General features: G+C 70.3%; 9 protein-coding genes and 3 pseudogenes. 3 read left to right on the top strand and 9 right to left on the bottom strand.

The window, feature by feature from the left end; all coding sequences use genetic code 11:
- The 7 genes and pseudogenes from ACRWND_RS29085 to ACRWND_RS29055 all read right to left on the bottom strand — a co-directional run.
- A pseudogene (locus ACRWND_RS29085) lies at nucleotides 1-91 on the bottom strand (histidine phosphatase family protein); the annotation flags it as partial.
- Nucleotides 92-167: 76 nt separating this feature from the next.
- Nucleotides 168-308: pseudogene (locus ACRWND_RS29080) on the bottom strand (IS21-like element helper ATPase IstB); the annotation flags it as partial.
- Nucleotides 309-1,026: 718 nt separating this feature from the next.
- Nucleotides 1,027-2,775, bottom strand: a complete 1,749-nt coding sequence (locus ACRWND_RS29075; RefSeq protein WP_431954654.1) for a glycoside hydrolase family 35 protein — start codon at nucleotides 2,773-2,775, stop codon at nucleotides 1,027-1,029.
- A gap of 180 nt (nucleotides 2,776-2,955) precedes the next feature.
- Nucleotides 2,956-3,948, bottom strand: a complete 993-nt coding sequence (locus ACRWND_RS29070) for a LacI family DNA-binding transcriptional regulator (RefSeq protein WP_431954658.1) — start codon at nucleotides 3,946-3,948, stop codon at nucleotides 2,956-2,958.
- Nucleotides 3,949-4,159: 211 nt separating this feature from the next.
- Nucleotides 4,160-5,503, bottom strand: a complete 1,344-nt coding sequence (locus tag ACRWND_RS29065) for an ABC transporter substrate-binding protein (RefSeq protein ID WP_431954652.1) — start codon at nucleotides 5,501-5,503, stop codon at nucleotides 4,160-4,162.
- Between the two features lie 113 nt (nucleotides 5,504-5,616).
- Complete coding sequence (locus tag ACRWND_RS29060; RefSeq protein WP_431954656.1) at nucleotides 5,617-6,561, bottom strand: carbohydrate ABC transporter permease; 945 nt, start codon at nucleotides 6,559-6,561, stop codon at nucleotides 5,617-5,619.
- Nucleotides 6,562-6,563: 2 nt separating this feature from the next.
- Nucleotides 6,564-7,484, bottom strand: a complete 921-nt coding sequence (locus ACRWND_RS29055) for a carbohydrate ABC transporter permease (RefSeq protein ID WP_431954650.1) — start codon at nucleotides 7,482-7,484, stop codon at nucleotides 6,564-6,566.
- Between the two features lie 579 nt (nucleotides 7,485-8,063).
- Here ACRWND_RS29055 and ACRWND_RS29050 point away from each other — a divergent pair.
- The gene (locus ACRWND_RS29050) at nucleotides 8,064-9,605 is read left to right on the top strand and encodes an MFS transporter (RefSeq protein ID WP_431954648.1); all 1,542 of its coding nucleotides are present in this window, start codon (nucleotides 8,064-8,066) and stop codon (nucleotides 9,603-9,605) included.
- 365 nt (nucleotides 9,606-9,970) lie between these two features.
- Nucleotides 9,971-10,432, top strand: coding sequence for a hypothetical protein (locus ACRWND_RS29045; RefSeq protein WP_431954646.1), 462 nt, complete (start codon nucleotides 9,971-9,973; stop codon nucleotides 10,430-10,432).
- Here ACRWND_RS29045 and ACRWND_RS29040 read toward each other — a convergent pair.
- Nucleotides 10,406-10,768 (bottom strand): annotated as a pseudogene (locus tag ACRWND_RS29040) (hypothetical protein); the annotation flags it as partial. The gene ACRWND_RS29045 and the pseudogene ACRWND_RS29040 overlap by 27 nt on opposite strands.
- A 644-nt stretch (nucleotides 10,769-11,412) precedes the next feature.
- Here ACRWND_RS29040 and ACRWND_RS29035 point away from each other — a divergent pair.
- Entirely contained in the window at nucleotides 11,413-12,153 is a 741-nt protein-coding gene (locus tag ACRWND_RS29035) for a DUF4328 domain-containing protein (RefSeq protein WP_431954644.1), read from the top strand.
- Nucleotides 12,154-12,220: 67 nt separating this feature from the next.
- Here the strand turns inward: ACRWND_RS29035 and ACRWND_RS29030 are convergent.
- Nucleotides 12,221-12,889 (bottom strand): glucose-6-phosphate dehydrogenase assembly protein OpcA (locus ACRWND_RS29030; protein WP_431954642.1); only part of this gene is annotated, 669 nt, incomplete at its 5' end.

The raw sequence follows: 12,889 nt of genomic DNA, 5'->3' as shown, positions 1-12,889 counted from the left end.
GCGGGCGTCAGCTGCGAATCGTGCCATCCGCCGACAACTCCTCCACGTGGTGCGTCGCCTCCGGATGGGTGACGACGTAGAGAGTGCGCATGGGTACGTGCCCTTCCTGTAAGCAGCGTCGCCTGCCTGACCGAGTCCGCGATTATGGAAGAGACGACTCAGAACGATCAAACGGATTCTTCGACGCGTGCGCGGGTGCCGACGAGGCGGTAGGAGTCGGTGCCAGCCTCGATGATGGCGCCGTTGAAGATGAGGCGGTCGACCCTGGCCGCGCAGAGGCGGGGATCGGTGAAGGTCTTGGTCCAGCCATCTGGGGCCGGCACTTGGTCCCTCACAAGGGTTGCCGCTGCCACCTGGCCGTATCCCGTTCCTGGGGCCACAGAATGCCGAGCACAGTTCGAGGCCGAGCCCACCGCCTTCCGCAGGATCTTCCACCGTGAACGCACGAACGTGTAAATCCCCGCTTGCTCAAGCCGACCGAGGTAGCGCCCACGACAACACGGGACCGAGATCCGGTCCACCCAGCAGAACATCGACGTCGTTGCCCGAGCAATGATCCGCTGCTTCGACGAGGTCGTGAGGGAGCACGGCGAGAGCACATACCGCAGCAAATGGGGTGAGCACTTCCCCCGAGCCTAGCTCGAAGCCCTCAGGACGCGTGGCGCGAACATCGGGGCGCCTGAGCAACCTCCTCGACACCGACGAACCCGTGAAGTCTCGGCAGCACCTGGCACGGGTTCGAAGGAACATGTGCGGTTTGGCGAACGACTCGTTGGAGGCGATGGCGACGCTGTTCTTCGGCGGTGCGCCCTGCGCCGTTCCACCGTCCGCCGCCTCGCCCGCCGCGTCAGGTCGTGCGCCGAGTCCGCCGACCATCGGGTGGCGCTGCGCCCGACCCGCGTCAGGTGACGTCTTCGCCGCGCACCGGCCACGAACGACCGCGCCGCCCCGGAATGCGGGGCGGTGCGGCGTGCGCTCAGGCGCCGGGGGTCACCCGGTCACCGTGCGGTCCGGTCACTCCTCGGTTCACTCCTCGATCGGTCCGAGGTCGGCGGTGTCCCGCAGGTCGGCCACCGCGCGGGCGGTGGCGTGGAGTTCGAGGACGACGACCTCGTTCGTTCCCGGCCGCAGCACGGGGCCGGGGACGTACAGGCGGCGCTGCGGGCCGCGCGACCAGTAGCGGCCGAGGGGGAAGCCGTTGACCCACGCGTTGCCCTTGGTCCAGCCCGTGAGGTCCAGGTACGTGTCGGCGGGCTCGTCGACCTCGAACTCGCCGCGGTGGAACGTCGGTCCCACGGGCTGCGGGCCACCGGTGGTGAAGGTGAGGCCCGACAGGTCGTCCAGGGGCAGGGGTCGGCTCGTCCAGTCGGTCAGTTCGGCGTTGCCCGCGGTGACGGTGCCGGTCAGGCCCTTGCGGTCGTGGATGCCCTGCCCGTAGTTGACGCGGCCCTGGTTCTCCACGAGGACGGCCAGCGTGGCCCCGCCCGCCGGCACGGTGACGGCGAGGGCGGTCTCGTGCAGTTCACGCTCCAGCACGCCGACGGCCGCGCCGTCGAGGAACACCTGTGCCCGGTCCGAGATGCCGGCGAAGTGCAGCAGGGTCGGGCCCGGCTCGCGCAGCGCCGTCTCGTACAGGACGAAGCCGAAGTCCTGGCCGAGTTCCTCCAAGGTCAGCGGACGCGGCCCGGCCACGGCCTCGCCGAGGCGGTCGGCGGAACCGAGCAGCGGGGCGCTGCCAGGCAGGGAGACGCCGAGGAGGCTGAGTTTCTCGGACGGCTCGGGCAGGGGCTCGTCGGGGACGGTGGTGTGCCGGGCGAGGACCTCGCGGAAGGCGAGGTACTTCGGGGTGATGTCGCCGGCCTCGTCCAGGGGCGCGTCGTAGTCGTAGGAGGTGATGGTGGGGCGGTAGGTGTGTTTGTCGTTGGCTCCGTTGGTGAAGCCGAAGTTGGTCCCGCCGTGGAACATGTACAGGTTGACGCTGGCGCCTGCCGAGAGCAGCTCGTCGAGGTCGGCGGCGGCCGAGGAGGCGTCGCGGACGACGTGCACGCCGCCCCAGCGGTCGAACCAGCCGTTCCAGAACTCGGTGCACATCAGCGGCCCGTCGCCCTGGTGCTCGCGCAGCGCTGCCAGGCCCTGTGCCGGGCGGCTGCCGAAGTTGACGGTGCTCAGGACACCCGGGAGGCTGCCGCGGGCGAGGTCTGCGGGCTGGTCGCAGGTGAACAGGGGGACGTCCACACCGCCCTGCACCAGCCGGTCCTGCAGATGCGTCAGGTAGCTCGGGTCCACGCCGTAGGCGCCGTACTCGTTCTCCACCTGCACCGCCAGGACGGGGCCCCCGTTGGTGGCGAGGTACGGCACGACGAGCGGCAGCAGCCGGTCGAGGTAGTCGTCCACGGCCGCCAGGTAGCGCGGGTCGCTGGTGCGCAGCTGGATGTCGGGCGTGGCGAGCAGCCAGGACGGCAGCCCGCCGCCCTCCCACTCGGCGCAGATGTACGGGCCGGGGCGCAGCAGCACGTGCAAGCCCTCCTCCTGCGCGAGCTCGAGGAAGGCCGGCAGGTCCAGGCCGTCCTCGGCGCGGAAGGTGTCCGGCCGGGGCTGGTGGAGGTTCCACGGCACATAGGTGTCGATGGTGTTGAGTCCGAGCAGCCGTGCCTTGCGCAACCGGTCGCGCCACTGGGCGGGGTGGACGCGGAAGTAGTGCAGGCCACCGGAGATGATGCGGAACGGTTCGCCGCCGAGGCGGAATTCGTTCCCTTCGATCCGCAGTACGGGCATGGGCCGTGCTCCTCCAGTGGAGTAGTTCTGGTGCGTTCGGTGCGGTCACGGGGGTGTTCGTCCGTGTGGGGCGGGCACCGTCGCGACGTGATGTTTGCGTTGCCATCTCAGTGTGCGATGGCCTGCCGGGGGTCTGGGGGTTGGGGCGGACGGGGAGGAGACCTGCGGCCGGAGCCGCGATCAGCGGCCTCTCGGTGGTGGCGCGGTGCTGCCGCGCACGACCAGGCTGGTGGGCACCAGCGTGGTGCCCCGCTCCGCCTCGTCGTTGCGGATCTGCCGCAGCACCCCTTCGACGCAGCGCCGGCCGACCTCGGCGAAGTCCTGGTGGATCGTGGTCAGCGGCGGCACATATGTGGCGGCTTCTGGGATGTCGTCGAAGCCCACGACACTGACGTCCTCCGGCACCCGCCGGCCGTGCTCGCTCAGCGCGCGCAGCAGCCCGAGCGCCATCTGGTCGTTGGCGACGAACACGGCGGTGCATGAGGGGTCCTGGGCGATGTGCAGCCCGGCCTCGTAGCCGGACTCCGCGGACCAGTCGCCGCGCAGCAGCGGCGGCACCTCACGGCCCGCCTCCTCCAGCGCCGACCGCCAGGCGCTCACGCGGCGTTCGGCGGCGAACGACTCCTTCGGGCCGGCGACGTGCCGCACGGTGCGGTGGCCCAGGTCGAGCAGGTGCTGCACGGCCGCCCGGGCGCCGCTGGCCTGGTCGGTGTCGACCACGCAGTACTGGTCGCCCGCGTCGGAGTCCACCACGACCACCGGCGCGGTCGGCGGCAGCGCCACCGTCATCGCGTCCAGCAGATGGACCTCCATGATCATGACGACACCGTCCACGGCCAGCTCACCGAGCCGGGTGAACGCGCCCCGCACCCCGTCCTGCGTCGGCACGGTGACCGGCAGCAGTGTCGTGGCGTAGCCCTCGCGCGCCGCCGAGGACGCCACCGCCTCCAGAGTGCGCATGTTGCCGGTGCTCGAGAGGTTGAACAGGATGACGCCTATGGTGCGGAACTCGCCCCGCTTGAGGGCGCGGGCCGCGCTGTTGGGCCGGTAGCCGAGCTCCTTCATCGCGGCCAGCACCTGCTGCCTGGTCTCCTCCAGCACCCCGGGGAAGCCGTTGGAGACCCGCGAGACGGTCTGCGCCGAGACGCCCGCGAGCTTGGCCACGTCGGCCATCGACGCACCGCGCCGACGCCGCTGCGGGCCCACCGCCGGGCGCTGTCCGGTCCCGTCCACCTGCGTCGTACACCTCTTACGTTCCAGTGCCGTTGATGGTCAGAAGTCTAGGGGCGAACCGCGCGGCTCAGGCACCGCGCGGTTCGCCCGGGCCGGCGCCCGCGGTCCTCATGGGGAGGACCGCCGGGGCCGGCCGCCGGCGCGGCGAAGCTCAGCCGGTGACGTCGAAGCCCTGGTCCTTGCCGTACTTGACCGAGGCCTGCTGCCAGGTGGCGAGGGCGCTGGACAGCGGCGTGCCGGACACATAGGCCTTGCCGACGGTGTCGTTGAAGATCGAGTTGGCGTAGACCTGGTAGGGCAGGTACGACCAGCCCTTGGCGACGTCCTCAGCCGACTTCGCGAAGATCTCGTTGGCCTTCTGCCCGCCGAAGTAGGGGAAGGGGGTGTCCAGGAACGCCTTCGACTGCAGGTCCGCGGTCGTGGCCGGGAAGGCGCCGCCCTTGATGCGGGCCTGGACACCGGCGTCCTTGTTCGCGTACTTCACGAAGGCGTACGCCAGCGGCTTGTCCTTGGACGCCTCCATCACCGCCAGCGAGCTGCCGCCGTTCTCGGCGCTGGAGGTCTGTCCGGCCTGCCACTGCGGCAGCGGGGCGACACGCCACTGACCGGACGCCGAGGGAACACCGGAGGCGAAGTTGGCGGGCATCCAGGCGCCGGTGTTCAAGGTGGCGATGGTGCCGTCGGCCAGCCCCTTGTACCACTGGTCGCTCCATGAGGCCACGGGCGCGAGGAGCTTCTCGGAGATGAGCTTCTGCCAGACCTCGGTGAACTTCTTGGTGCCCGCGTCGCCGAAGTCCACCTTCACCTTGGTGCCGTCCACCGTGTACGGGTGGCCGCCGGCCTGCCAGATCATGCTGGTGACGAAGCCCGCGTCGCCGGTGTCGTTGGTGATGTACGCCTTCGGGTCGGCCTTGTGCAGATCGCGGGCCGCGGTGAGGTACTCGTCCCAGGTCGTGGGAACCTTGATCTTGTACTTGTCGAGGACCTTCGTGTTGTAGAACATCGCCATCGGACCGGAGTCCATCGGCAGGGCGTACACGCCGCCGTTGAGGGCGACGGAGTTCCACGGGCCCGGCGAGTATGCCTTGGACAGGTCCTTGGCGCCGTACGCGCTCAGATCGGTGACGGACTTGCCGAGCGCGAACTGGCTCAGCGCGTAGTACTCGATCTGCGCCACGTCCGGCGCACCGGAACCGGCCTGAACGGCGTTCTGCAGCGCCGTGTACTGGTCGTTGCCGGTACCCGCGTTGACCAGCTTGACCTTGACCTTGGGGTACTTGGCCTGGAAGTCGGCGGCCACCTGCTTCAGGGTCGGCTCCCACGCCCACACCGTCAGCGAGCCGCCCTTGTTCAGCGCCGCCTCGACGCTGCCCGCGTCGGCGGCCTTGGCGCCGGAGGCGGAGTCGTCGGAGGAACCGCAGGCGGTCAGGGACAGAGCCGCCGCGCAGAGCACCGCGAGTGCCTGCGCCGTGCGGCGCACTGGCTTGTTCGTCATCGCATCTCACTTCGTTGTGGAGGTGGTCCGCGGCACCACCCGTCGCCACGGCACACCGGTGCCGTGCGGAGGACCGCAGGAGGAGGGGTGCGGCGCCGTCCCGGCGCCGGGGGTCATTCCTTGACGCTGCCGGCGGCGAGACCGGACTGCCAGAAACGCTGGAGGAGGAGGAAGGCCGCGATCAGGGGCACGATCGTCAGCAGCGAGCCGGTGACCACCAGGTTGAACACCGGCTGCCCGCCCGCGGTTGCGGCCTGGGCGTTCCAGGCGTTGAGCCCCAGGGTGAGGGGGTACCAGTCCGGGTCCTTGATCATGATCAGCGGCAGGAAGTAGTTGTTCCACGTCGCGACCACGGTGAACAGCAGCACGGTGACGATGCCCGGCCCCAGCAGCGGCAGGCAGATCCTGAAGAAGGTGCGGATCTCCCCCGAGCCGTCGACCCGCGCGGCCTCCAGCAGTTCGTCGGGGATCGCCTCGGAGGCGAAGACCCACATCAGGTAGAGACCGAACGGCGAGATCAGCGAGGGGATGATGACCGCCCACGGGGTGTTGGTCAGGCCCATCTTGCTGAACATCAGGAACGTCGGCACGGCCAGCGCGGCGCCCGGCACGGCGACCGCGCCGATCACCACGGCGAAGACCGCACGCTTGCCCGGGAAGTGGAACTTCGCCAGCCCGTAGCCGCCCAGGACGGCGAGGAAGGTCGCGCCGCCCGCGCCCAGCGCCACGTACAGCAGGGTGTTGAGCAGCCACCGCACGAAGATGTGGTCGTTGTAGGTGAGCGTCTGCTGGATGTTGTCCCACAGCGCGAAGTCACCGCTGAACCAGAGCCCGAAGGAGTCCAGCAGGCTCTTCTGCGTCTTGGTCGCGCTGATCAGCAGCCAGGCCAGCGGGATCAGGGTGTAGATCGCGACGAGCGCGGTCAGGACGGTGAGCAGGACACTGCGCCGGGGGCGGTCGGAGGAGCGGCGCCGGCCCGCGGAGCGCCGGGAGAGTGCGGCGCCGCGGCGCTCGCTCTGGGGGGTCAGGACGTCCCCCTCGATGCTCGCCTGTGCCATGGTCATGCCTCCTTGCGCATGCCGCGCAGCTGCACGACGTAGGCGATGATCATCGTGACGACCCCCATGACGATGGCGACGGTCGCCGCGTAGTTGTGCTGCTGCCCGGAGAAGGACAGCGAGAAGGTGTACAGGTTCGGCGTGAAGTACGTCGTGATGGCGTTGGGCGCCAGGGGCTTGAGGATGCTGGGCTCGTTGAACAGCTGGAAGCTGCCGATGATCGAGAAGATCGTCGCGATGACCAGGGCCCCGCGGATCGCCGGGATCTTGATGGAGGTCACGACGCGCAGCTGGCTCGCGCCGTCGATCTCGGCGGCCTCGTAGAGGGACCGCGGGATGACGTGCAGCGCCGAGTAGAAGATCAGCATGTTGTAGCCGACGAACTCCCAGGTCACGATGTTGCCGATGCTCGCCAGCACCAGGCTGGGCGAGAGGGGGTTCGGCAGCGAGACTCCGAGGGCGTCGTTGATGTTGGCGACGAAGCCGAAGCGGTCCCCGTACATGAAGCCCCACATCAGCGTCGCGACGACCGCCGGGACCGCGTAGGGCAGGAAGATCGAGATCCTGAAGAAGTTCCGGCCGTGGAGCCGTCCGCTGTCCAGCGCGAGGGCGACCAGCAGCGCGATCCCCAACATGATCGGCACCTGGACGGCCAGGAAGAGCGCGACCCGGCCGAGGCCGGACCAGAACTGACTGTCCTGCAGGGCCTGCGCGTAGTTGTCCAGGCCGACGAAGGAGGTGCCGCCGATGAGGCGGTCGCGGAACAGGCTCAGGTAGATCGAGTAGCCGATCGGCGCCAGGAAGACCAGGGCGAAGACGATCATGAACGGTGCCACGAAGCCCCATCCGAGCCAGCGCCGGCCTCGGCGTCCTCGGGGAGGCGCGGCTCGGCCGGTAGCCGGTGGCGGCGACATGGCAGCCATGAATCCCATCCTTCACTTCGTCGTGCGGGGGTTCCGCCGCAATGGGGCGGCGCGGAATGGTTGCGCAAACATCATCGACCGCAGTCGTGCACGTTTACGCAAACATTCGATGGGCGATGTTTGCACCGGCCCTCACGACACGTCAAGGGGCCTCGTGTGTTTCCTCCGCGACACACCCCCGCAACCTACGCCGGAGCACTCGTCCGCCACCGCGGGACCCCGTACCCGCGCACGCCTCATGGCCTGTCGCCTGCGCGGCTCCTGTCCGCCTGCGGGCGCCTGCGGCCAACGGCGCGCCGTGGGCCGCATCTCCTGTACGGGCGCGCTCCCGGACAACGGGTGACTCTCGTATACGGGTGCGCGACTGCGAGGGCCGCGCCCCTGAGAGGGCATGTGTCGAGCGAACTCCGGTAGCGGCGCTGTGCCGCAACGTGACCTCCGATTGTTGTCGTAGCATGGGAGCACTCGAAGTAAAAGCCTGTGGTTACTGCTGGACATCGACACTGTCGATGAGCAGGGCCGGGGGCTCGTACGCGGTGCCGGACGGACCGCCACTTCTTCCCCTCGAAGGAGTGCGCAGTGAATGTCCGACGTACTGAAACGGTCGACGAGGTCGACGCTCCCCCCGAGCCCTCTCGTTCACCTCGTTCCCTGCGGGAAGCGTGGATAGCCCTCGCCGGGCTGGCGGCGGTGTTCCTGTTCGAGATGCTCGACAACTCGATCCTCAACGTCGCCCTGCCGACCATCGGCCGCCGGCTCTCGGCATCGACGACAGCGTTGCAGTGGGTCACGGGCGTGTACGCCGTCGTCTTCGGCGGACTGATGCTGGCCTTCGGCGCGCTGGCCGACCGGGTCGGACGCCGCAAGATCATGCTGGTCGGGCTGGTGCTGCTGGGTGCTGCGAGCCTGGCGACCGCGTTCGTCACCACGGCGGAGCAGCTGATCGCGGTCCGTGCGGCGACGGGTGTTGCGGCCGCGATGACGACGCCGGGCTCCCTCGCCCTGGCGTTCCGGCTGTTCGACGAGGACGGGCTCCGGGTCCGTGCGACGACGTTGATCTCGACCGTGGGTCTGGTCGGACTCGCGATCGGGCCCACGGCCGGCGGCTTCGTCCTCGCGTTCGCTCCGTGGCAGGCGCTGCTGCTGGTGAACGTGCCGATCGCCGTACTCGCCTTCCTCGGCATCCGGCGCGGCATTCCCGCCGACCGGAAGGACGAGCTGCACCGCGACCCCGTCGACGGCCTTGGTGCTCTGTTCGGCACGGCGGCAATCGTGTCCGCGCTGGTCGTTCCGACGCTGTTCGTCGTCACGGGCGCCGCATCCCTTGCTCCCTGGCTGACCACAGCAGCGGCCGTCGTGATGGCCGTGCTGTTCGTCGTCCGCGCGCGCCGCGCCCGCCATCCGCTGCTCGACCTCAAGCTCGTCGGCCGCCCGCTCGTGTCCAGCGGGCTGGCGTTCAAGGGCGCCTCGGGCCTCGCCGTCGCCGGCCTCGGCTACCTCGTTACCCTCCAGCTGCAGCTCGACTGGGACTGGACGCCGGCTCAAGCGTCCCTGGGAATGCTGCCGCAGGTCGTCGTACTCATCGCCGGCGGTTCTCTCATCGGCCCGCTGCTCAAGCGTGTGGGTTTCGACAAGGCAGCCTGGCTCGGTGCGGGATCCGTCGCGTGCGGGCTCGCCGTCTACGCCCTGCTGGGCCGCTTCGGATACGTGTGGGTCGCCCCCGCGCTGGTGCTCGTCGCCGCCGGGATGCGCGTGGTGGGTGTCGTCGCCGGGACCAACGTGATGCGTGGCCTGCCGGCCAGCCGCACCACCATCGGCGCGGCGCTCGTCGACACCTCCAGCGAAGTCGCCACGGGAATCGGCATCGCCGTCAGCGGGACCATCCTCGCAGCGCTCTTCACCGGCAACATCGCCACCTCGAACTGGAGCGCCGACCAGACAGCGGAGTTCGGCGAGGCTGTCACCCTGGCCGGCCTCCTGCTCACGGCCGTGGCCGCGGCACTGGTGGGCTGGGGCATCGCCCGCGCGCGTCGCGGCACGGGCACCGCGACACCGTCGCCCGCGGCCGGCTCGGACGGCGAGTACGAAGGGAGCGGCTGCGAGGCGACAGGCCCGTCGTAGACCGTGGCGGCGCGGTACTGGTTTGGCAGCCCCGCCGTCGTCGCCTGGCTGTCGTCAAACGATCGAATGACGACAGGCGCAGCGGGCGTCTAATGAACCCAACCTGCCCTGGGGCCTGACGACGGCTCCGGTCGAATGAGATCCGATGCCGGTTGACGACAGGGTTAGATGACACCCGGGTTCTGATGCGCCGACGAAGCGGGGGAAGAGCGTGGCCAATCTCGTCTACAAGCGGGTGTCGACCGACCAGCAGTCGACCGACCGACAGAACCTCGTCCTGGCCGGCGAACCTACGCGCGGCCGGGCGACACCGTCCACATCTCCGAGATGTTCCGCCTGGTGCGCGGCACCGCCACATCCTCGACGTGCTCGACGTCCTGCACCGCGGTCAGGTCGCCCTGCGCATCCACGACGGCGCGTTCTCCGGCATGGACCTCACCGCCCGCCACCCGCGCACCGGAGAACTGCTGTCCACCGTGCAGTTCATGGTGCAGACCCTCGCCGCCGCCGGCGAACTCCAGCGCGACCTCCAGCGCGAGCTGACCTACGACGGACTGCGCGCCGCCGAGGCCAAGGGCAATAAAGGCGGACGCCGCCCGGCGGTCCCGGCCGACAAGACCGCCGACGTGCGCACCGCGTACCTGGAAGGCCGCTCCATCGCCGCCCTCGCCCGCGAGCACGACGTCAGCCGCGGCGACATCCGCACGGCCGTCGCCGACCTCCTGCCCGAATACACGGCCGTCGACCAGGACGCCCCGGCCCCGGAACTGCCGGTCCTCCTCGACCAACACGGCACTCCGTCACGCCACATGCGGTTGCAGTATTAACCGCTGTACCGATGTTCCCCGAGGCCGCATACGTTCTCCCGGCTTCTTGTGCCGGAACTTCGCCGTCAGCATCAGCAGCGAGGCGCCCTGCTCGCCGAGGTGGGTCAAGGCAGAACGGCGGTACTCGTGCAGGTCCCAGCCCGGTCCCAAGCCGCGCAGGGCGGTGTGCTCGTCCAGCAGCCCGCGGGCCTGCCCGTACGACAGGCGCGCCAGGCCGGTGTCCGGACAGACGTCGCGGGGGCTTACGACCTTGCCCGGACCTGGACGGCGGTCGGTGACGAACACCGGCCCACGGCTGCGGCCTTTGAGGAGCCGGGGCGGCAGCCGGGCCGCGCCCACCTGCCGCGCCGCCGACTGCCGCATCTCGCGACACCACACCCTCGAGATTTTCTGATGTGCGATCAACCGGTCTGTGTACATGTGGAGTCCGCAAAAGCCGTGGCGACGTATCCAGGGCACGGGGTCACTCCCCCATACCACCGTGCCCGCGCTCCCCCGGGCCGCGCGGCTGACCGCGAGCGGCAAATCGGCAGCACACCGCGTCGGTTCCCGCCGCGCCGCGGCGTGGTGACAGACGCAATGCGTCCGCGCCCCCGAAAACTGCCCGCACGGTGTCATCACTGCGCGTCCGCGCTCCGCGCTCCTCGCACCTCTACCGGTGCGGCGCTTATGTCCAGGTCAGCTGGCGTGAACGAGCATACGGACCGCGGTCGCGCGCGCGACGCCAACAGTGGCGAACGTGTCGACATGGGCGCCGCTGGGGCCACGCGGCCCGGTCGAGCACGCGACTCCCGGTGCAATCTCGACCTTCGCATTACTTACCCCTGCGCAGCTCGGCAGACCCCTCTTCACCGACGGTGGAACCCCGGCCACGGCGGGGCCAGGGGCGATGATGTGGACTCGACAAGATCCGCTGCCGTACTGTCCTCCTGCCCGCCGCCCGGCGGGCGCCCGCTCTTCGTAGTCCCTGGGGGGATCTCATGTCGTTCACTCCGGTCGGGCCGCCGCCCGGCCCCCCGTACCCCGTGCCCACCGGCCCTCCGGCCACCACCGCCGTGCTCCGCTCGCCCCTGGGCCTGGCGACCGCGGTGGTGGTCCTCCTGTCGCTGGTCATCGCGGCCGATGTTCTCGCCATCGCCGCGGAGGCCGGCCGCTACGCCCTCGTCGGCACAACGACGGTGGACGGGCTCGCCACTGTCGACCCGTCAGCGCTCGACACCTCGGACGTGCTGGTCGGTCTTGCGGCGGCGCTGCAACTCCTCGCGTTGGTGGCGACCGCGGTCCTGTTCATCGTGTGGTTCCACCGGGTGCGCTCCAACGCCGAGGTGTTCGCCCCCAACGGGTTCGACAAGGGGCGCGGCTGGGCGATCGGCGGCTGGTTCATCCCCATCGCCTTCTACTGGATCCCCTTCCGAATCGCCCGGGAGACCTGGGTGGCGAGCTCCCAGACGACGCCGGAGGGCCGCCTGCGGCCCTCCGGCTCGGGTCCGGTCTCGTACTGGTGGGCCGCGTGGATCGCCTCCAACCTGCTGGAGATGGTCTCGGGGGCCGTCACCGACGACATGTCACGCTACGCCGGCGACGTCCGTGAGGCCGCCGGCATGATGATCGCGGCGGACGCCCTGGACATCTCCGCCGCGGTGCTGGCCATGGTGTTCGTCCGCAAGCTCACGGCCATGCAGCACCGCAAGGCGACGGAGGGCCCCTTCACCCTCTCCTGAACGGGGCCCTCGGCACGGGGGCGCCGGCCGGGGCGCCGGAGCCGGGCCGGCTGTGAGCGGCGGCGGCCTACCCGGCCGCCTCGCCGCCGGCCGGGGCGGACCGCTTCCCGGTCTTCCGCGCGGTGCTCTTCTCCTGCCGACGCGGCTGTGCCGCCTCCCTGTGGCGCAGCGAGGCGGCGTACATCTCGTCGGGGTCGAGCCGGCGCAGTTCCTCGGCGATGAGTTCCGCGGTGGGCCGGACCTTCAGCGCGAGGTGCCTGCTGGGCTGGCCGGGGATGGCGAGGGTGGCCAGCGGGCCTTCGGGGCGGTCGATGGTGATCTCGCCGTCCGCGGTGCGCAGCCGGACGGCGGTCACGACCGGGCCTTCGGTGACGACGCGGTCGACGGGCACGCCGAGGCGGAGACCGAGCCATCGGGCGAGGAGTTCGGCGCTGGGGTTGTCGGCCTCGCTCTCGACGGCGGCCGAGGCGATGGTGGCCCTGGCCTGGTCGAGCGCCGCCGCGAGCATGGAGCGCCAGGGCGTGAGCCGGGTCCAGGCGAGGTCGGTGTCGCCGGGGGCGTACCCGGCGTCACGGGCCTCCAGTTCCGTCAGGGGCTGCTCGACCGCGTACGCGTCGGTGATCCGGCGTTGCGCCAGTGCGCCGAGGGCGTCGGTCGCGGGGTTCGCGGGGGCGTCGACCGGCCACCAGACCACCACGGGGGCGTCGGGCAGCAGCAGCGGCAGCACCACACTGTG

Origin of the sequence: Actinacidiphila sp. bgisy167 (genome assembly GCF_965342175.1) — a bacterium.
GTDB lineage: Bacteria > Actinomycetota > Actinomycetes > Streptomycetales > Streptomycetaceae > Actinacidiphila.
This window is presented reverse-complemented; position numbering and strand designations above follow the sequence as displayed.